The following is a 20,135-nucleotide window of genomic DNA, read 5'->3' on the forward strand; positions in this document are numbered from 1 at the left end:
TCTCATCTCCACTCTCTGATGGTTACGATGAGCCTGAAATCCTCCGTTACGCAATCAACCTATTCTGTTCCATGAGTGCTGATGGCAGACAGAAGTAGGGCTGACCAACGAATTCTAGTGAGGGGGATTTGCTGAGCTAAGTCAAAAAATTTTGGGTTTCTTGGGAGGTTCTGCAAGCAGAGACAATACCGAACACCCAATTTAGCCCCCTAAGCGCCTACTTAACTAATTTTTATTTCAGCATTTTTTTCTGGCATCAAACTTGGTTGTTCCGCCAGCCCCGAAATATGCCCCGTTAGGCAAAGAGAAAAAAAGCCGAGATCCCCCCGGCAACCCGCAAAGGGCCGCCGAGGGATAGTTTTTAGGGTGGTCTTCGGTTGACGACATAGTCAGCCAACCACTGCCAGTACGCTTCAGCGTCACGGAACCCTTGGGCTCTGGCCGCTAGGTCCTCAGCTGCCCTACGAGTGCAACCGCCATCGTATTCAGCGATAGCTGCCCGTTCCTCGAACGCATCAATGTCCGGGAACCTCATACCGGGAGCCGTATCTGATCGACGATCGACCGACGTTGCTCGTCACTGATGCCAGCCGAGTAGATGAGAGCCCAGCGCGAGAGCCACGTCAACGGGATAGTTGCGTCAGAACAGCCACGTATGGCCCTTCAGATAGGCGTATCGAATGTGAGCAGACATCAATCTCCCCCTTTTCTGTTTGAATTTTGGGGATTGCCGTTAGGCGCTAGTGACTACCCGTCGGATCATCTCGAGTGCTGGTTCGCCGTAGGAACCAGCCAGAGGGCCGGTGACAGCAAAGCCGGTCACGTAGTCTTCGAACACCTCTTCCACGCGGAACAGATGCTCTGGGACGTCATCGAAGGCATGGATGACCACGACGTCACCGGGGTTCAGCTCCAGCTCAGTCATCGTCAAGCCTCCACGTCCAGAGAACCGCCAGAAAAACCAGCTCCGAGACAGCGGGGTGAGACCGAGGGCCCACCCAGAGCATCGTCGTCAGGACGGCCTTGGGCGGGGTGTGCAAAAGAAAACCCCCGATGAAAACGCCGAGGGCAGACAGGTACTTCATGGATCAATCTCCTGCAGTTGCTTCTTTATTTAGATGCAGGAGGTTGCTCGGTTTTGACGGGAGCGGACGTTCAGGTTTTTTACGCGGATGGCGGGTTTGCGAACTTTGCAGACATCCGCAGTATTGCTCCAAAGGACCGCAGTCAGCCCAAAGCGGACCTTCAAAACCGAGTTTGCAATGTCCGAGAGGCGAACAAGTCCGTTCAATCGCATTTATCGCTGCAATACTCGCAACCGGCCCGGCCGGGCATTTTCAGCCAAAAGTGCATTTGAACAAACCTTAAAGCAGTTTGTTAATTGGGTTTTGAAACAAATACGCTGGTTTCAGGGTTCAGATCATCATTCGGATCCGTCAAAATGCCAGCTGGAAAGGAAACCGAGATCGGTCGATGCTTTGTATCAAGGCAGAGCATGTGATTATTGTCCCCGTCACCCAGATCGGCAAGCGCCGCGGGTGTCACTGTGCGTTGAGATCCATCTTCGGCCTCCACGATGATACTGTACAGATCACGTTCCACATCGCCAGGTTCCTTGCCGTTCGCCAGCGTAACGCCACCCGCCCAGGTTACCCTAATGGCCTGTACGATGTTGTCACTTGGACAAAGGCTTCCTCTGGTTCGATGTGGCCCCAAATTTCCGACCAAAGTCCAATCCTCGACAACCTCGGCAAAGATCATTGAGGGGCCGTCTTCCAGCGGAGTCACGGCGACAGTGGCACCGCGAAAATCAAGTGTTCCATCGATGGAATGAAGGTGTCCAATAACTTCGACTGCAACCGGTGCATCCTCGGAGGCGTTCCCAAAATCCCCGATGAGAAGCACCGTGCGCAATTCACCGGGATCAGTAGCAGGCAACACTGACGCGCAATGCATTGTTCCGATCTGGCCTGACTTTGTTGCGACTCTGAAGTCACCAGCCTGCAAAGTTTCCAGATCTACCTCGGTTGAAAAGATGACAGGCATCCCGTCTTTGCCCCTGGAACCTCTGCAAATGAGATTTGCTACGCGGGGCAACGCCTCAAGCCCGTGGAACGCGGAAAGCAACTCGGCATCTTGTCCTCCAGCTGAGCTCGGTAGTCCGAGGTTTGAGGTTGTATCTTCAAGTTCTCGACTTGAGACGTCCTGCGCGCGCACAGCCGTTCCCGACAAGGCAATCGCAGTGGCAAGTGCAAGCAATCTGATCGCTTGGCTCCATTTCCTAAACTGCTTAAGCAATAGGGTATTTCTCCACATTTGGTCCTCGGCGTTGCGGGCTTTCGAGCTGTTACGTGTTGGAATTCAAGAAACACACGCAAACAAATTTTGTCGAACTTGCCTCTATGCGCTTGCTAACAACGTATCGGAAAGCTCGTATTCCGAAAGAGCTCCGGGTGCACCTATTGCAACAAGCCTTGTTTCGGGTTTTCGGTGGCCCCATGCGCCATCCCTTGCGATGTCCATGCGTTTTCCGACGACCTGTACAAGAATGCGATGATCTGGATCCTCCTCGCTAAAAACAAAGCCCTTGAGGCGATAAACGTCGCCAGGAAGCTTTCGAATTGCACTCCGAAGAGAAGACAAGCTTATCGGGCTTTCAGCTTTCATCATAGTTGTTGAGAAGCTTTCCGAGTGATCAGAATGGTGGCAACCACAATCCGGTCCATGCTCGTGATGATCGGGTATTTCTGTTTCGAGCTGTTCGGCGGCAAAGCGGCCAACAGAAAGAAGAATATCCAGTGGGACATCCGCATTGACAGCTTCGACAAGACGATACCGACGGAAGCGAGACCCGAGCCAATCGTGCACCCTTTGAACAGCCGCCCTGTCGACGAGGTCGACCTTGTTCAAAATAACCATGTCCGAGAACGCGATTTGACGGAGCTTCAGTTCCATTTGTTCCGGCGCAGAAAAGAGCTGTTCAGCATCGACCAGGCACATAAGGCTGTCCAAGCGGATCATGTCCCGAAACTTCTGATCGGTGAATGTCATTGCAATTGATGACGGGTCCGACACTCCGCTTGCTTCAAGGACGATGTATTCCGGTTTCTCGGGCCGGGCGAGAACGGCTTCTACCGTTTCGATCAGGTCATCTCGGATCGAGCAGCAAACGCAGCCATTTGCCAAACTCATCACATCATCCTCGAGACCGACCACCAAGTCTGCGTCAACATTTATTGATCCAAAGTCATTCACCAGAACCGCAACCCGCAACCCGTGATTGCTTGTCAGGATGCGGTTCAAAAGTGTTGTCTTACCGGCTCCGAGAAAGCCGGTAAGAATCGTTACGGGGATTGCAGATGACGACCCAAACTCGATCATGTCGTTACTCCGCCTTCTTCTTGCGGTTTGGGATGACGTCATCGACCTTGATTACGAAATCACTGGGCCACTCTGGATCGGGGGCTCGGAATACGTCAGCTGGATAGTATTCCTTGGGATCAATCTCCATATCGCGGTATTTCTGGTCCTGCTGTTCGGCACGTGATGATCGCGGTGCTGGCGGTTTGATTTCATCCGGCAACGTGATCTTGCCTTCTGCTTCCATCTTGCCCAATTCGCGGAATGGCGCGACCGAGCCAGATTTTCCGGGAAGCGTCGCCTTCCGATACCAGATTGCATCCTTGGTTACGTTGACGACGGCGACATCCAACCCCCAGGCGAACAACCCATCATAATGGGCTCGGATTCCCGCGAGCATTTCGGCATCGATATCCTCGTCTTGCGTATAGTGGGTCACCATTGCAAGCCGTGGGCGCGCCTCAGCCATCATCTTACCAACAGCGTAGTGAGAAGTATGGTGCGTATCGATTGTGTAGTTAAACAGCTCTTGAGGCAGACCGTATTTGTAGGTCATCAATTGCCCGATGTCCTGTCCCGACATTTCGGTCACAAACACATCGACGCCTTTTCCGTATTCAAGGCTCAGTTCATCGGGACGTCCATCGCCGGTCCAAACAAAGCTAAGCCCGTTCCAATCCAACCGATATCCGACAGCGCCGTCCTTGGCATGGCTGCGCGGCCAGGAACGTATAGTCACGCCATCTTCATCATAGACGATGCCACCTTCTTGGCGGAAATCGAATTCATTGACTTCGATCTCGTAGCCATCGCCGATTGGGAAAACATCGAAAGCTTCGAGATGCCATTTGAGCATCTGCTGCATACCTTTCACCATTCCGGCTGTACCAAGCTCGGGTGTCCGACCAGATGGACCGTGAATGCGCAGCGGTGTGTACCCGCCGGACCAAGCCCGAAACGGGTAGATGTAAGGAATGTCGGCATAGTGATCGACATGCAGGTGCGTAATGAAGATGTCGTTGATCAACTGACCCGGAACCTGCATCCCGATAATGTTGCGGACGCAGCCCGAGCCGAAGTCGAAGAAGAAACGCTTTCCGTTACCCAGTTCGACCATGATACAGGTGCCAGCCTGATCTTCGCGGGGCGGAAATGGGGTGGAACCACAGAACGATATCCGCATTTCGTCGGGCCCGAGGTCCTCGGATAGCGGGAAATAATTCGCGTTCGAACCCGTCATGTATTTGGTAGGACGGAAATACTCTGGCAGAGTGATGCCCCCGGCAGGCCGACCGCCGTAAGGGTTCTTTAGACTTTCGCCTAATGGCCCATCACCGGGGTGCGCCTGTGCAGTTCCTGAACCGTAACTAACGGCACCGGTTGCGACCGCACCTGCTGCCAGTCCCTGCATAACGTGTCGCCGGGAAGGGTTTTCAATTTCGTCAGATTTCTGGATCTGTTCGTTCTTAAGTTCTTTGCCGTTGTCTTCTTTTGTCATGACTGTGCCCTTAGTTGGAAATGCTACGAAGGTTGCGCTTCACCATCCGGCGAAGCTCGTTCACGAGTTCGGATCTGATGTGGGCCCATTCCGCGCGCTCTGAGGCTGTGATCGATACATCATCTAGCAACTCGGAAGCTTTCTTCAGGTCTTCGACAACCTCTTTGAGCAACGCATCCGTTTCGATACGCCCTGACAGCGCATCGGACAGTTCTGGAATCTCTTCTTTCAGGTCCACCGCCACTGGATAAATCCCGGCTCCCACTATCTATTCTCACATCGAGATGAGTGTGGTTGACCGCGCACGCCAAGTGAGTCACCGTGAGTTGGGGGTGAGTTTGCCTTGAACAAAGCTAATGAATTGCCGATAGATCAACATGTTGAGCAGCCATCGCCGGATCTTGTCCGGGAAGCTCTCGAGCGCGTTGTATCGAGCGACGAGTTTCAAGCTTCGCCCCGTCTCCAACAATTTCTTACATACGTAGTCGAGGAAGCTATCGCGGGTCGTGGTCCCCAGATCCGAGGCAAAGCTATTGCCGTAGAGGTCTATGGGCGGCGTATTGATGGCAGTGGCGGCCAAAACCTCGTTCGCGTCGAAGCAAGGCGACTGCGTCGGCTGTTGCGCGAGTTTTACGAAGATCAATGGGACGGCGAGGGTGTTCGCATTTTTGTTGATCCCGGCGGATATAAGCCGCGGTTTTCGCAAGGAAGAAACACAGGAAGCAACGACTCAACCGCTAAGGACAGCGATCTGATTGGCGAGAATCGACGTCTGGTACAACTGGTGCCAATTGGGCTGGGTTGCCTAGTGTTGATTGCGGTGACAGGCTTGTGGTTCACGCGGGATAACAAGGCGGTTTTGCCCACGACTCCATCCATCGAACAGGCTGAGCGAACTGCTCTTGGCGAGCAGTCTTTGACAAGGCTTCAAGCGGCTAATCTTGCGGATCAGGCCCGAGGCATGTTTTTTCCTGTTTTCGACGTCAAGCGCCAGCAAATAGCACTGGGAATGTTTCAGCACGCCGCGGAACTCGACCCCGCACTTTCGGACGGTTATGCCGGATCGGCACAGGTCCTGGCGACTTTGGCCATGCTGTCTCCTGATAAAGCGCAAAGAGACGACCTCTTTAGCCAAGCTTCCGAGATGTCGGAAAGAGCGCTTGATCTATCTCCCACTGATGCGTGGGCAAACGGTGCACATGGTTGGGTATTGGCTACCCAAAACCATCCAGTCGAGGCTATGAAATACGCAAGGCTATCGGTCGAGCTTGCGCCGAATGATGGTCATATTCTGGATCTTGTTGGCATCACTGCCATCATGGCGGGCACCCCAGATCTTGCGGCTGAGGTTAGCGATCCAGAAAGACTCAGGTCAGGATCGGGCCGCTTTGGCGCACGAAATATTTGGGGCGTATCGCAACTGATGCTCGGAAATTACGAAGGCGTTGTGGACGCCTTTAAAGGAGCGCCCGCAGCCGGTGCGCCTGTAAGTGCTCCTTCTCTCCTGTTCCAAGCCGTTGCGCAGGATCAGTTGGGACATACCGAAGAAGCTCAGCGACTTATTTCCGAAATGCGCAAAACGTGGCCGGAATTTCCATCTGAGTTTCTCGCCAGCAGGGTTTTCCAAAATGATGACGCAACGCGACAAGCGATACTGGATACTCTGATCAGCTACTGATGAAACGCGTCACATCGTTGCCGATGCAAAGTCTACTTTCTACGCATAACGTCTTTGGCCCGGACTGCAGCATTCGGCATTTTGGGCTCAAACCAGTCCTTCGCTGCGTCACGCACTAACATCCGCTCCCCCCCGAACCGCCAGCACCAGCAACCACCCGTCAGCACCCGGAACCAGTCGTCAGCGGTTGTCTCACGCCGGTGGACGGTTGATCTGGCGGTTTCGTCGGCACTTGCTGACACCCGCGAACGACCTCTCTATCGGGCAAAATGCCCCCGAAACCGCCCCAGTTTCTCGGGTTAGTGAGAAAAGCCGATAGAAATCATCGGGTGGCAAGGATTCCTAACACCCCAGCCAGTTCATCAGGACATGGAACGAGACTAGGCACTTAGGACTAAACCCTCCAAGAAATGCCCCAGTGGTTTCGGGTATTCTGACGCACTCCGATCTCTCCTCTAGCGGAGGTTCTATGGAGGTAGGAAATTGATTTACGGCGTGTCTTATCTTGATCGGGAAGAAGTCACGAACCAATTTGCAACTGGATTTTTCCGTTCGCCGCACCGGCGCTGACGCCGCAATGGTCAATGGCCTAAGGCTTGTAACAGAGCCAAAGTGGCGCCTCCACCTAGCGCGCGTAACTCTGTGTCCATGCCAACCTACAGCAGATCGAACAACCGGCCCCGCTCGTTGCCTCGACGCGGCAGTTTCAACGCACGCATCACTGAAAATATCATCGCCTGATTTGAGGTGACTACTGGTTTATCCAGCGCAACCTCGATGCGTTCAACAGCTTCGACTGATCGCATGTCGGTGCAACTGAGAACGATCGCCCGCGCATCGGGGTGATCGGCCTGACAGGCCAGATCGAACACTTCGTCCGGGGTCAGCTCGCCTTGCCCATAGTTGCCCAGCTCGCGACCTACATCGGCACATTTGACGGTTGCGATCTGGTTTTGCGCTAGAAACTCAACTGCCTGCAAGTTGATCTCGCCCAGATAGGGCGAAGAGAAACCGATCTTGGTCACACCAAGCGCCTGAATCGCGGCCACAAGCGCCCCTGCCGCCGTGAAGGACAAGGCACCCGATACCTCTTTGATTTCGCGTGCCAAGTCGGCGTCAAAGGATGGTCCATGAGTCAAAGTGGCCGAGGTGCAGCCATAAAGCACAACATCGGGGCGCACGCCTGAGATCATTCGCAGATCATGGCTGATATCCGAAGCACCCAGCCCTGCCATTTGGTCTGAGCCGGGGATCTCATCCACGTCATAGCCGCCAATGCGTTGAAAATGGATGGTAGTATCCGGCGACCGCATCAACTCCATATCCGGTTCCAGATTGGTGTTGGTAAAAGGCACCAGGACGCCGATTTTGGCCCGCCGGCGGGTTTCGTAGCTCATGATAACACCCCTTTCAGCACCTTCAGGCAGCGATCCATGACCGATACCTCACAGATAGTGGCGCGTAGGCAGTCGTTGAGGCCATAGCCACCCATGCCGCGCATCATCAGATTTTCGGCCCGCAGGGCCGCATCCGCACGTTGCGCCTCTTCATCCGAGGCAAAGCGCAGCAGAACAAAGTTGGTGTAACTTTCTGGGACGTTCAGGCCCATTGCGCGGCAGTCTTCAGTAAACTTGTCGCGGATTTCGGCGGTCCGTTTGACCACATTTTGCATATGCGCCTGATCCCGCATGGCGGCGGCGGCGGCGGTCTGTGAGGCAATCGAGATGTTGTTGGGATTTAGAAGCTTGCGCATCACACCCGAGATTTCGGTTGGGAAGTAGCCCCATCCAACGCGCGCGCCTGCCATACCGTAGGCCTTGGAGAATGTACGCATGACCACGGTATCGCCGCGGTTTGTCAGGGCGAATATTTCGGTGGGGTCATGGGCATCATCGGAAAACTCGGCATAGGCATGATCCACGACCAGCAGAATATCTTTAGGCAATCCGTCCCGCAGTCGCAGAACCTCGGAATTGGGGATCAAAGTGCCGGTCGGGTTGCCGGGGTTGCAAATAAAGACGATCCGGGTCTCGGGCATCACCGTGGCCAGGATGCCGTCGACGGAGACGGTCAGGTCGAGCTCGCGGGCCTTGACGTAATCAGCCTGCACCTGCGCCGCTGCCGTGGACACAAACGCGTATCCGAAATCTGTGCCCAGTACCTGGTCACCGAGGCCTGCATAGGCCCGGATCAGGCAACCGATTAACTCCATCGAGCCTGCGCCGCACAGTATCCGTGCCGGGTCCAGCCCGTGCACATCTGCAATTGCAGCACGCAGATCGGGCCATTCCGGGTCGGGATATAGCGGCAGATCGGTCATTGCCGCTTGCCCAGCTGCGATTGCGTTAGGGCTTGCGGCAAAGGCGCTTTCGTTCTGGGCCAGTGAGATGACGCCCGCGCCACCCAGATCAGCCAGCGCATAGGCCGCCATCGCATCCACATGGGGAACCGGGCGGATCATGCGTCACCTCCATAGGCTTTGGCACCCTCAGCGGTGACCAGACCGCGTTTGAGGTCCAGCGCCAGCGCGTCGGGGTCACGGTCAGTAGGGGCGCCGAACCCGCCACCGCCGGGGGTGTCGAAGATCAGGTAATCGCCGCCTTCGACGCGTAGCTCTCCCTTGCCCGGGAGGTCGTTGTCGCCGTCGCGGAAACGGATGCGTCCTGGCGCGCCGGGCTGCCCGCCCATGCGGCCAAGGGCGGGAAACTTCAGCCGTTCAACCGATAGGAATACGATGAACGGCGCGTCATTGGACGAGGTCATCTCGATCCGCTGCCCGAGGCCGCCGCGATACTTGCCCGCGCCGCCAGAATCGGGGCGCAGTTCACGTCGCCAGATGGTCACCGGTGCTACACTCTCGGTAATCTCGACTTGACTGCCAAACACCCCCGAGGGGTAGGCGGTGGCTGACAGCCCATCCGCATGAGGCCGCGCGCCGGTGCCGCCATTATGAACCGGCTCAATCGCAAACTCGCGGCCACCGTCACAGGCAACTTCGGGAGCGTGACGCATGGGCAGGTCAAACATGCAGCTTGCACCCTCAGCCGGGACCGCGTCAGGTAAGGCCTGATGCAGACAACCCAGCACAAGATCGGGGGTGACCTGACCCAGCGTGTGCCGCATCGCCACTGGAACCGGACGTTGGGCGTTCAGAATGCAACCCTTAGGGCCGTCCACGGTAAACGGTTCCAGCGACCCGGCATTGTTGGGGATATCCGGCCCAACGATGCAGCGCAGCGCGAATACGGTATAGGCGGTGGCATAGTTGAGCGGCACGTTTATGCCTTTGCGCGAACAGCCCGAAGTGCCGGTGAAATCCACATGCATGCCCGACTTGCTGACGGTGAGAGTCGCTTGCATCACCAGCTCATTTTCGTAGCCGTCCATCTTCAGGACGTTCTTATAGACGCCTTCCGGCACCTCGGCGATTGCCTCAAGCGTGCCATGGCGCGACGTGTCGATGATATAGCTGCCCAAGCGGTCCAGATCGTCGATGCCAAACTCGTCCATCATCTCGACCAGCCGGGTCACGCCGGTCTCGCAACAAGCGATCAGCGCATAGATGTCGCCTTCGTTTGCAATCGGCTCGCGGCTGTTGGCGCGAATGATATTCAGCAGTAGGGCGTTTGGGGTGCCTTCTTCGACCAGTTTGCAAGGGGGGATCAGAAGCCCCTCGTCATAGATATCCGACCCTTCGGGCCCCATGCCAAGACCGCCCAGATCGACCAGATGCGAGGTGCACGAGGTATAGCCCACGACCTTGCCGTTCTTGAACGCGGGCATCATCAGCAGAAAGTCGTTCAGATGCCCCGAGGCAAGCCAGGGATCATTGGTCATGTATATGTCGCCGGGCCTCATGGTCTGCACCGGGAAATGCTCACGCAGATGCAAAACCGCCTCAGCCATGGTGTTGATATGTCCCGGTGTGCCGGTGACGGCCTGCGCCAGCATCCGGCCCTGCTCGTCGAAAATCCCCGCAGAAATGTCGCCGCACTCGCGTACGATTGGCGAAAACGCCGCTCGGATCAGGGTCTGGCCCTGTTCCTCGACCACCGCCAGCAGTCGGTTCCACATTACTTGCAGGTGGGCCGGAGAAAGATCGGCAGTCATCAAGCGTCTCCTGTCAGGTCATGGATCAGGACAAGATTCCCAATTGCGTCCACATGCGCCGAGAAATCAGCCGAGACCAGCGTCGTGGTTTGCGGTTCGTAGATCAGCGCGGGGCCGGGAACGAAATCACCAGGTTTCAGATCCGTGCGCGCAACAAAGGCTGCGTCTTTCAAAACACCGTCAACGTCGCAGGTAATGGGTCGCCATTCGGCCACGTTAAAGGCACGGCGATCAGGTGTTTCCGGCATCGGCGGAACATCATTGTTTGGGGTTGCGACCCGAACGGCCCAGTTGAGAATCTCGATCGCCATTCCCGGCACAGGGCGCGAGAATTGTTTGCGATATTCATCCTCAAACGCGGCAGTTAGGCGGACGATATCATCGGCCCCCAATGCACGGTCTGGGAGCGTGATTTCTATCTCGTGCCCCTGACCACTATAGCGCATGAAGGCGGTCCGCCGGGTTTCGGTCGCCGTGCCGCTGGCACCTTGGGCCACGACCTCCTTTGCCTCGGCAATCATTGTTTCGAAAAGGTCGTTCACGCCATCTATATCCATGCTGTTGAGCAGGGAGTAGCGTGAGCGGACGATCTCAAACGACACAGGTGCGAACAGGAAACCAACTGCGGACCCAACGCCCGGGTTAGGCGGGATCACGATGCGCGACACACCGGCAGAGCGTGCAACGCGACTGGCATGCAGCGGACCGTTGCCACCGAATGCGATCATAGTACGCGGGCCCAGATCCTTGCCCGATTCCACCGCATGCATGCGCCCGGCGCTAGCCATGCTTTCGTCTACGATGCGACTGACCCCATCTGCCGAGCCTACGGCATCCAACTCCAATCTTTCACCGATCACTCGGGTCAGGGCAGCCTTGGAGGCATCCGGATCAAGCTGGATTTGCCCTTCGGCGAATGTATCTGGCGCGATATAGCCTAACGTAATGTCGCTGTCAGTCACGGTCGGCTCAGTGCCGCCCCGGCCAAAGGCGACCGGGCCGGGTTCCGATCCGGCGGATTTCGGGCCGACAGTCAGACGGCCCAGACGGTCGACACCGGCGATGGATCCGCCGCCCGCGCCGATCTCGATCATCTCGACCACCGGGATGCGCACCGGCATGCCTGATCCCTTGATGAAACGTTCCGCCCGCGCGATCTCGAACTGGCGCGAGGTCTGGGGCCGGGCATTGTCGATCAGGCACAGCTTGGCGGTCGTGCCGCCCATGTCAAAGGACAGCACATCGCCAATCCCGGCCCGCGCCGCGATGCGCGCGGCAAGGATAGCACCCCCTGCAGGACCGCTTTCCACCAGCCGGATCGGGAATCGGGTGGCAGTCCGCTCGGTGCACATGCCGCCTCCGGCGGTCATCATCAGGATCGGGCATGTCACGCCCTCGGCTTCGAACCGGGTGACGAACCGGTTAATATAGCTTTCCATCAGCGGCTGAATATAGGCATTGGCAACAGTGGTGCAGAGTCGGTCGAACTCGCGCGCCTCGGGACTTACTTCGGACGAGATTGAGACCGTCAGGTCCGGGCGTCTTTCGGCCAGAATGTCACGCAGGCGGCGCTCGTGCTCGGGATTGGCATAGGCATGCATCAGGCAGATCGCGACCGCCTCGGCACCGCTGACGTATAGATCAGCCATCAGCGCATCAATCGCGTCGTCGTCGAGAGGGATCAGGACGCTGCCGTCTGCCGCCATACGTTCCCGAACGGTCAGCGCCCGTTCACGTGGTACTAGCAAATCGGGCTTTTCCAAGTTGATGTCATACTGCGAATAGCGCCGCTCGTACGCGATCTCCAGGATGTCCCGGAAGCCTTCAGTCGTCACTGTCGCCACAACCGCGCCGCGTCGTTCAATCAACGCATTGGTTGCCAGTGTTGTGCCGTGGATGAAGCCTGTCACATCGCTCAACGCGCGCCCGGACTGGGCGATGACGCGCTGCGCGCCTTCCATCGCCCCATCTGCGGGGTTTTGGTGGGTGGTCAAAGTCTTGGTCGAGGCAACAATGGTCTCGTCGCCGGATACAAGCACCGTATCCGTAAATGTGCCACCAGTATCAATGGCTAAGCGCAAGCGTTGAGCGGTCACGTGGTATTCCAAATTCGCCTGAGTTCGTGCAGATAGAGCGCCCTTTCGGGTGATCACATCCGTTGCGGAACAAGGTTACAGCCGGTGGCACGGCGGTCCAGACGTTTTGTAGTACGATTCCGGTTCATTTTTCGAGCTTGCCCAGCTTTCGACAAGAGACAAGCGCGTTCGCGACAAAAAGGCCTGCAAGCGACAAGAATTATCGCTGCAGGCCAAGAAAGCTACCGGTGTCAGACCGTCGGACGGGAAATACGCTATTAGGCAAACCAACAACGCTCGTGAGCTTTGGCAACATCCATTTCCCTATTTGCGGCGATACTGCCCTGCGTCAGAGTGCTGCTGACACTCATGATGTGGTTGGCAATCATCGGGACAAGCGCACCGCCGTCATAATTGACCAGCTTTTTCGCTTCGGAATTCAGCTTCGATTCTGTCGCAAACTTTTGATTGTCGACGGTCTCGTGGCTGAACGGTGAATGACTTCAGGTCTTGATCAATTGAAAACCCAATCATGAATTCACCGCTACGAGATTTAACCAGCAGTGAACGTCGGTTGGCTGCGAGTGCTATGGGTCCTCAATCTCCCCTACAACCTCCTCCTCCCTCTATATATTGTGGATCAGAAACGAGGATACTCGGGCTTCTCTATTCTGCGGTTTCTGTTCACTACATATACCTATTCCCCGCCCCCATAGGACCCCTGTTAAAAAATTCATGAAAGACGAGAGGTCAGAGGGTGCCAGAACAGCCGAGGCATAAACGGGCATTTCTCGGAGAGTTGAGCCCCTGTGGCATGCCGCCGTTCCATGTATGATTGAACTGGCTGGGGTTGTAGGACACCTTTCGAGACCACTAGAGACCCGTTCACAGGCTCTGGCTCGGTCACCGACTAGTCGTTCCGGGCTCTGACGGGTGGTCGCTGGTACTGGCGGGGGTGCTGTTTAAAGGCTAAGGCGGAGCGATCTTTCATTCCTAGTGCAGCGAATGGCTGTTGAGAGCCCAAAGATACCGGTTTCTGCAGTCCGCACTGGCGACGGCATTGCGCAAGAAAGCAAATTTTACGCAATCTGAGAAGACGTCGCTTACCTTGCTTCCCACTATCGATCTCAACTTCGCGCTGGTTTTAGGAATTTTGACCGGAGGACCTGCGCCAGCGGAGATTTTTTCGACCTTCGTATTCCGCCCCGCTGTTGTGCGCGATTCTATCGCATTGGGCTAACCCAGCCTTGTTTTCGTAACTCGCGTAGCACGGCCTCTGCGTTCTCGACATCTTTGTGGATACTTTTGAGCATCGCATCTATCGGTGCTTCCGGCCATGCGCGCTCAAGTTCAGCCAGTTTGGCTTTAGCCGCATAGTCTTGCCCCATAGCTGACAACGCTGCCGTTACATAAGCTAGTGAAGGAGCGCTGAGTGGATCCCCAAGTTGCTTTGCCTCTTCAAAGCGCTCTACCGTTGTTTGATATTCACCCAGATGAAAATACGTCGCGCCGGAAATGTTTCGATTTGCAAATCTTTGGTTGCTGGAATCCAGCAGAGATAGCCTGTCTGCTGTTTCAATAGCTTCTTCGAATTCGCCTGAAAACATGGCCACCGCGCCAAGAAAGTCGAGGACTGCTCCATCATTCGGATCAAGTTTTGATGCGCGTCTACTGAGTTGCAGCGCAGCCTCATAATCGCGATTGGCAAAACTGGCCCAGCTTTTAGCAGACTGGCTCCAGGCTTGATCTGGGGCAAGGCTTACCGCCTGGTTCGCCAGCTTCATAGCGGCTTCAGCGTATTCGGTCTTGGCATCGGATGGCGGAGTTATCACCGCAAGTGACGCGAGTGCCTGCGCTGCACCGGCATATCCAGCGAAATATTCTGGGTCGATCTCGATCACGCCCTCAAACACAGACAGAACAAGTAGCTGCCGCTGTCGGTCGAAGATCGGAAATATCATTGTCCGCGCTTGTTGCGCCAAATTGAATGCTTGTAACGCGGCTGGGGATTTCTCGTAAATTGCCGCGCGCTGCAAGTATGCGTCCGTGTCAGTTTCTGATGAACCACTCACTTCAGCAAATGCAGTTTCCTGTCCATCTTGGGCAAGACCAACTGCGACCAACGCGCCAACGACGGCCCCTATGGCGAACGCCCCTAAGGGTAGTCCAATGCGTTTGGTTTTTGTTGAGATTGATACTGAACTGGTTTCTGAGACAGTTTCGAACCGCGGCCTATATCCGCCGCTGTCTACACACAGTCTTACCGGATCATCCCTACCAATACCCTCGTAATGCAGTTCCAAGAACTGACGAAGTCGACGTGCATCGACGCGAACGATATTTTCCGGGTCGGTCCCCTCTGAGGTATCGCGGTCATAAACATCTTGGGCGATAGTCTTGCTGCGAATTTGATCTCCCCGACCAGCGAGATCTTCTTCGACGATGTCTACTTCGGTCGGGCCGAAACTATCCTCAGACGCAGAAAGGAAATCAAACACCAGACAATCCAGAAACGCCGCTTGCTGCATCATCAAAACGCGGCGTAAATTGAAACTACAGCGAGCCTGAGCCTCCAAAGCCAATCAACCGCTCGTGTTCCAAATCATTTGATGACAGACAGATCGGAAATCTCTATGCAACATACCTCATTGATTACTCGCTATTTGGTCTGCGTTGGATGGTCGCTTGTCGCTATATCCAACGCAGCAAACGCCCAGTCACTTGCACGTTCTGAAGATGATGACCGCGGTTGGCGACACTCAATCACGCCCTATTTGTTCCTTCCGCTCAGCACGACGGGCACATCAACTATAGATGGAACCAGCGTCGATTTAGACTTGAACCTGAGCGAGGTGCTGGACGTGCTGCAAGGTGCAGCTTCAGTACGTTACGAGGGCTGGAACGGCGACTTCGGGATCATTTCCGAAGTTTACTACGTAAAGCTTGGCGGAGATGGAACTCTACCCGGTGGCAGGGTGGACGTTGATGTTGATGTCCGGCAGACCTTTGCCAACGTGCAGGGCGCTTACCGGTTTGCGAACGGAGTAAATGCCTCGGGCCAACGCTATGCAGCGGATGCCGCAATTGGGGTTCAGTGGAACCGGATCAAACAGGAAATCGACTTTGCAGGCCCCGGCCCAGGTATGACGTTGGGTGGCACAGAAGAATGGCTCGAGCCAATGATCGCGCTCCGCTATGCGATGGAAATCAACGAGAAATGGAGTTTCGCCAGCCGGGCTGAACTGAGTGGTTTCGGAGTGAATGGCGATGACCTGCAGTACCTGGTTGTGGCTGGGTTTGACTGGAAAGGCTGGGAAAACACGTCTCTGCGGTTTGGCTATCAGTTCTATGGAATCGACTTTTCCACCGACCGTTCGGATGGGGAGTTTGCCTATGATGTGGACCAGAATGGTATCTATGCTGCCGTCGCGTTTCATTTCTAAGATTGGCGAATACAGCAAAACATGGGTTCGGTTGGGCTCAGTACTTGCGAGTCTTGCGTTTGGGGCAAGCCAATCGTTTGCGGACCTCGTGTCCCCCTATGGCGGGGAAACGGCGCCGAACTTTGTTGAGCTTTCGGTGCAGCCTGATCATGTGCGGGTTCTCCTTGAGGTCGATTTGAACGACTATCCCATATTCGTCATTCCAGATGATGGTTCGGGTACGTCGCTGGCTGAGCGTACAGGTCAGAACATTCAGGTTTGGGCAGACGATGTGGAACTGTCCAACACAACGAATACGATTGATGTGCGCCCCAGAATTTCTCGGCAAACGGCAGCGAGCGCTCTGTATCGACCGCGACCGCGTAGCGAAAATGTCGTCTACGTGGACATGGAGTTTCCGTTCAATGGCAAGCCGGAACAGATCACGTTCATTCCCCCCCTAAGTCCAGACGGGATTCCCTTGGCTTCACTTGGCGTCGTGGCCGAGCATATGGGCGTTCCAGTGACAGACTATCGTTACCTTTCTCCGGCTGAGACGATGCTGCCAGATTGGGAAGACCCTTGGTTCAGCAAGTTTGAGAATCCAAACCTTACCCGTCACCACAAATCTCCGATGATGTCGTTTCTGGCCATGGAACCGCGTGTCGTCCGGCACGAGGTCATATTGCGCTTGAAAGACTATGAGACTTGGGCGGAGTTGGACTTTGGAGATGCTGACCGACTGACCAGAGATGATGTCATCAAGATCAAGTCTGACGTCTCAGACTTTTTTGAGACGAGAAACCCTCTCGCCGTTGATGGCAAGCCGATGAAACCGGAAACGGTGCAGGTCTCGCGTATCAAAGTTGGTGCCGAAGGTTTGCGTGTTCTTCCGGATCAAGCCGAGGCAAACCGAAAGACGATGTTACTGGGCGTCGTCCTTTCCTATCCGGTTTCGACTTTGCCGAACCGAGTTGATCTGGCATGGGAGCTTTTCCCAGTTGGTTTGGATGTTATTCCGATCACCCTTTCAGATCCGGCAGGGGCGGTCCCCTCGCAGATTTATGCATCCGATCCCGTTGTAAGTTGGAACAATTACCTGACAAGTTGGACCAACCCAAAGACAAGCCCAGTCGTCGTCAAAGTCGCGGCTGCAACACAGGTGCCCTCGCTTGCGTTCGGCTTAGGTTTTCTGTGTTTGATATGCGCCTATTTCTCGTTGCAGCGCACAAACGGCCAGCGTCTGATCTTGCTTGGCCTAACCGGGGCATTCGGTGCCGCCGCGATTGTCACATACTCGCTGAACAACCCGTCGTCAGCGCCTGAGTCGGATGAAATCGCATCGCGTCAAATCGTGGAAGGGCTGGTGGCCAATATCGGAACCACGATGCTTGAGACGCGGGATGATAGTGCCTTAGCGGCGATGGAGCCATTTGTCGAAGCAACTAATCGCGTCAAGGTTCAAGCAGAAATGCGTCGTGGTTTGTCAGTTACGTTACCCTCTGGCGCCATGGCTCGCGTCGAAGCGATTTCAGACCTGAATGTCGAGAGTTTCACGCCCGGCGAAGAAAGAAATCGGCATAAGGCCCTGGCCAGTTGGACAGCTCGCGTAAGCGGAGGTCATTGGGGGCACCTGCATAGGCAAGCGGTTTCTTATCGAGGTTTGCTCGACGTTTCGCGGCATGGCGACCATTGGATGCTTGACGACCTGACGATTATCAGCGCCAAGACAGGAGGGTAATTCTGTGGTTGTGGTAAGGTTGTTTTTTGCCACGTTCCTGTTTTCCGTGATCTTTTTGTGTGCAGGTAGAGCAGAAGCGCATTTCAATCTAAACCAGAATGTTCGCATTCACCATGTGTCCCACTCGGAAGATGGCCTTGATGTCTATTTACGCCTTCCGATGCCTTATTTGGTGGCGGAACTCGTCGGTACCGAGGGCCCGGACGGTTTGCCCAAACCAGCTCCATACACATACAATCAGATCGAAGATGGCGTGCTCATGCACTATTTGGATCAGGCCGCGTTGCACAAAGATCCAACCGGCTTGGCTCGTATTGCTGAAAACGGCCTTGTGCTGTCTATCGACGGTCATCGACAAACCCCCGAAATCGTCTCGATAAGACTGCATCCTTTGGGGCAGGAACCTGGATTTGCTACGCTCAATGAGGCACGCTCGGCACTTGCGCCTAGGGACGTTTTTCCAATCAATGAGGAGATTTATGTTGGCGAGGTGATGGTTGACGTGCACCTGCGCTTTGTGACGGGAGAGGTAGGAGCATACAGTTTGTCCTATACGTCATATCCGGGGCTTCCTAGACAAGATGACACGGCGAACCTCATCCTCGACTATAACGGGCAGGATGTTCGAACATATCGTGCGCGGGGTTTGATGCATACCCCGGTCGAAATTTCCGGATCAGCGACCGCAGCCGTTTCGACCTTTTTTGCTGAGGGAATTCGGCACATTTTGGAAGGTCCCGATCATGTTCTGTTTGTGCTTTGCATGATCATCGGTGCGCTAAACTTGCACAGCCTTCTCGCCCGCGTCACGGGCTTTACCTTGGGCCACACGGTGACACTGATTTTGGGTTTTTTTGGCTTCGCGCCGAGCGGAGCATGGTTCATCCCAACCGTCGAATTGGCAATAGCGCTTTCGATAATCTACGCAGCTGCAATGGCGGTTTGGCCACCTGAGAAAGGACATGGCGACCTGAAGGTCTTTGCAATCACGTCCGGGATTGGTTTGCTGCACGGGTTCGGCTTCTCCTTCATGTTGCACCAAATTCTACGTGTCGATGCACCAAACGTTTGGCACAGCTTGCTAGCTTTCAACGTTGGAGTAGAGGTTGGACAAATCATGATCGTTTTATTGGTCTGGCCGTTGGTTTTGTTGCTGCGCAAACAACCAGGGCGTATCTGGGTTGGTTCTCGCACTGTTGTTGCTGCGTGCGCAAGTCTGGTCGCAATGGTTTGGGTAGTGGAACGGGCAGAGTTTTTTCTCTGACCACTAGTATGAGTATGTTGTGCGGCTTTGAACAGTATGCGGACCTTCACTTAGATTTGTTGAACGTCAACTTCGTTCGCAAAGTGGCCGCTCACGAAGTTTCGACGAACGACCGCCCTGAGCCCTCAGCCGACTTGCCAATTTCTCGCTGCGCGCGTTCGCAGCACGAAAATCGCTGCAAGTGCGCTGTCTTCGGTACTGCAACGCGACGAAGATATCCGCCGTTCGTGGGCGGTGCTGAGAAATTTGGAGACCAAAGATCAAGTTGCGGGACACATTAGACTTTCGCGACTGCACAAGGCGTGACTGCTTAGCGCCTGTCTTCGACCTTGGCTTTGGGATATCTAAATTCCCCCAGCCCTAATTTAGCTTATGTTTCCCAAGGAGGCTTCCTGAGTGCCAGATCATAGCTTCCCTCGACCAAGTCGAACTGCACATCCGCTTTGTCGTAAACACTCTTGCACCGTACCTGCTGACCGATTTGCTGCAGCCGATTATTCCGGCAAACAGGCGTGTCGTGAACCTCTCATCTGCCGCACAAGCCCCGGTGAACATCAGAGCCATGCAGGGCAATGTGACGCTGGCGGATATGGAAGTCTATTCTCAGAGCAAGCTGGCGATCACCATCTGGACCCGGGAATGAGCCAAATCCCAAGCTGATGCGCCTGTGATGGTCGCGGTAAATCCAGGATCACTTTTGGCCTCGAAAATGGTGCAAGAAGGCTTTGGCGTTGCCGGGAATGACATGAACTTCGGTGCGGATATCCTGATCGAGGCCGCCCTGGGCGCGCGGTTTGCTGACGCATCAGGGGCCTATTTCGACAATGACAGTGGCGCTTTCGTAAACCCGCATGCCGCAGCACTGGACATAGATCACGTTGCCGATGTCCTTAGCACCATCAGAGCATTGATCGCCCAAACGGGTTGAGCCAACCTGCGATCGCATCGAAATGCGCTTCAATTGCGACTTCTTTTTCTCCTTTAGCG

17 protein-coding genes are annotated in these 20,135 nt (G+C 55.2%); 6 read left to right on the top strand and 11 right to left on the bottom strand.

The window, feature by feature from the left end; translation table 11 throughout:
• Positions 1-733: 733 nt before the first annotated feature.
• The 6 genes from ACR0DB_RS21620 to ACR0DB_RS21645 all read right to left on the bottom strand — a co-directional run bounded on the left by ACR0DB_RS21620 (position 734) and on the right by ACR0DB_RS21645 (position 5,102).
• On the bottom strand, positions 734-925 hold the full coding sequence (locus ACR0DB_RS21620; RefSeq protein WP_480552903.1) for a hypothetical protein: 192 nt from the start codon (positions 923-925) through the stop codon (positions 734-736).
• Positions 918-1,085, bottom strand: coding sequence for a hypothetical protein (locus tag ACR0DB_RS21625; protein ID WP_480552905.1), 168 nt, complete (start codon positions 1,083-1,085; stop codon positions 918-920). The genes ACR0DB_RS21620 and ACR0DB_RS21625 overlap by 8 nt, the downstream gene beginning before the upstream one ends.
• Before the next feature lie 292 nt (positions 1,086-1,377).
• The gene (locus ACR0DB_RS21630; RefSeq protein WP_480552907.1) at positions 1,378-2,316 is read right to left on the bottom strand and encodes a hypothetical protein; all 939 of its coding nucleotides are present in this window, start codon (positions 2,314-2,316) and stop codon (positions 1,378-1,380) included.
• 84 nt (positions 2,317-2,400) lie between these two features.
• Positions 2,401-3,381 carry a CobW family GTP-binding protein gene (locus ACR0DB_RS21635; protein WP_480552909.1) on the bottom strand — a complete coding sequence of 327 codons (981 nt, stop codon included), beginning with the start codon at positions 3,379-3,381 and terminating at the stop codon, positions 2,401-2,403.
• Positions 3,382-3,385: 4 nt separating this feature from the next.
• Positions 3,386-4,858 carry a guanitoxin biosynthesis MBL fold metallo-hydrolase GntH gene (gene gntH, locus ACR0DB_RS21640; protein ID WP_170790543.1) on the bottom strand — a complete coding sequence of 491 codons (1,473 nt, stop codon included), beginning with the start codon at positions 4,856-4,858 and terminating at the stop codon, positions 3,386-3,388.
• 10 nt (positions 4,859-4,868) lie between these two features.
• Positions 4,869-5,102, bottom strand: a complete 234-nt coding sequence (locus tag ACR0DB_RS21645; RefSeq protein ID WP_170790544.1) for a hypothetical protein — start codon at positions 5,100-5,102, stop codon at positions 4,869-4,871.
• Positions 5,103-5,201: 99 nt separating this feature from the next.
• Here ACR0DB_RS21645 and ACR0DB_RS21650 point away from each other — a divergent pair, with 99 nt between their 5' ends.
• The gene (locus tag ACR0DB_RS21650) at positions 5,202-6,536 is read left to right on the top strand and encodes a hypothetical protein (protein ID WP_480552911.1); all 1,335 of its coding nucleotides are present in this window, start codon (positions 5,202-5,204) and stop codon (positions 6,534-6,536) included.
• Positions 6,537-7,192: 656 nt separating this feature from the next.
• Here ACR0DB_RS21650 and ACR0DB_RS21655 read toward each other — a convergent pair.
• From ACR0DB_RS21655 to ACR0DB_RS21675, 5 genes are all read right to left on the bottom strand, one after another.
• Positions 7,193-7,933, bottom strand: a complete 741-nt coding sequence (locus ACR0DB_RS21655; protein ID WP_480552913.1) for a maleate cis-trans isomerase family protein — start codon at positions 7,931-7,933, stop codon at positions 7,193-7,195.
• Positions 7,930-8,997, bottom strand: a complete 1,068-nt coding sequence (locus tag ACR0DB_RS21660; RefSeq protein ID WP_480552915.1) for a pyridoxal phosphate-dependent aminotransferase — start codon at positions 8,995-8,997, stop codon at positions 7,930-7,932. The genes ACR0DB_RS21655 and ACR0DB_RS21660 overlap by 4 nt, the downstream gene beginning before the upstream one ends.
• On the bottom strand, positions 8,994-10,646 hold the full coding sequence (locus ACR0DB_RS21665) for a hydantoinase B/oxoprolinase family protein (protein ID WP_480552916.1): 1,653 nt from the start codon (positions 10,644-10,646) through the stop codon (positions 8,994-8,996). The genes ACR0DB_RS21660 and ACR0DB_RS21665 overlap by 4 nt, the downstream gene beginning before the upstream one ends.
• Positions 10,646-12,742, bottom strand: coding sequence for a hydantoinase/oxoprolinase family protein (locus tag ACR0DB_RS21670; protein WP_480552917.1), 2,097 nt, complete (start codon positions 12,740-12,742; stop codon positions 10,646-10,648). Before ACR0DB_RS21670 ends, ACR0DB_RS21665 begins: the two co-directional genes overlap by 1 nt.
• Positions 12,743-13,944: 1,202 nt before the next feature.
• Positions 13,945-15,303, bottom strand: a complete 1,359-nt coding sequence (locus ACR0DB_RS21675) for a tetratricopeptide repeat protein (RefSeq protein WP_480552919.1) — start codon at positions 15,301-15,303, stop codon at positions 13,945-13,947.
• 51 nt (positions 15,304-15,354) lie between these two features.
• On the opposite strand from ACR0DB_RS21675, the gene ACR0DB_RS21680 reads away from it, so the two are divergent.
• From ACR0DB_RS21680 to ACR0DB_RS21700, 5 genes are all read left to right on the top strand, one after another.
• The gene (locus ACR0DB_RS21680; RefSeq protein WP_480552921.1) at positions 15,355-16,164 is read left to right on the top strand and encodes a hypothetical protein; all 810 of its coding nucleotides are present in this window, start codon (positions 15,355-15,357) and stop codon (positions 16,162-16,164) included.
• Between the two features lie 88 nt (positions 16,165-16,252).
• On the top strand, positions 16,253-17,884 hold the full coding sequence (locus tag ACR0DB_RS21685; protein WP_480552923.1) for a hypothetical protein: 1,632 nt from the start codon (positions 16,253-16,255) through the stop codon (positions 17,882-17,884).
• 4 nt (positions 17,885-17,888) lie between these two features.
• Positions 17,889-19,148, top strand: a complete 1,260-nt coding sequence (locus ACR0DB_RS21690) for a HupE/UreJ family protein (RefSeq protein ID WP_480552924.1) — start codon at positions 17,889-17,891, stop codon at positions 19,146-19,148.
• A 517-nt stretch (positions 19,149-19,665) separates the two neighbouring features.
• Complete coding sequence (locus ACR0DB_RS21695) at positions 19,666-19,791, top strand: hypothetical protein (RefSeq protein ID WP_480552926.1); 126 nt, start codon at positions 19,666-19,668, stop codon at positions 19,789-19,791.
• Positions 19,792-19,815: 24 nt separating this feature from the next.
• The gene (locus ACR0DB_RS21700; protein ID WP_480552927.1) at positions 19,816-20,076 is read left to right on the top strand and encodes a hypothetical protein; all 261 of its coding nucleotides are present in this window, start codon (positions 19,816-19,818) and stop codon (positions 20,074-20,076) included.
• The last annotated feature ends 59 nt before the right edge of the window (positions 20,077-20,135 follow it).

This window comes from Ruegeria sp. AB6 (assembly GCF_056542685.1).

What these genes read in the sequence shown, in the direction of transcription:
- ACR0DB_RS21620 (WP_480552903.1), bottom strand. Translation starts at nt 925, where the DNA reads ATGACTGAGCTGGAGCTGAACCCCGGTGACGTCGTGGTCATCCATGCC.
- ACR0DB_RS21625 (WP_480552905.1), bottom strand. Translation starts at nt 1,085, where the DNA reads ATGAAGTACCTGTCTGCCCTCGGCGTTTTCATCGGGGGTTTTCTTTTG.
- ACR0DB_RS21630 (WP_480552907.1), bottom strand. Translation starts at nt 2,316, where the DNA reads ATGTGGAGAAATACCCTATTGCTTAAGCAGTTTAGGAAATGGAGCCAA.
- ACR0DB_RS21635 (WP_480552909.1), bottom strand. Translation starts at nt 3,381, where the DNA reads ATGATCGAGTTTGGGTCGTCATCTGCAATCCCCGTAACGATTCTTACC.
- gntH (WP_170790543.1), bottom strand. Translation starts at nt 4,858, where the DNA reads ATGACAAAAGAAGACAACGGCAAAGAACTTAAGAACGAACAGATCCAG.
- ACR0DB_RS21655 (WP_480552913.1), bottom strand. Translation starts at nt 7,933, where the DNA reads ATGAGCTACGAAACCCGCCGGCGGGCCAAAATCGGCGTCCTGGTGCCT.
- ACR0DB_RS21660 (WP_480552915.1), bottom strand. Translation starts at nt 8,997, where the DNA reads ATGATCCGCCCGGTTCCCCATGTGGATGCGATGGCGGCCTATGCGCTG.
- ACR0DB_RS21665 (WP_480552916.1), bottom strand. Translation starts at nt 10,646, where the DNA reads ATGACTGCCGATCTTTCTCCGGCCCACCTGCAAGTAATGTGGAACCGA.
- ACR0DB_RS21680 (WP_480552921.1), top strand. Translation starts at nt 15,355, where the DNA reads ATGCAACATACCTCATTGATTACTCGCTATTTGGTCTGCGTTGGATGG.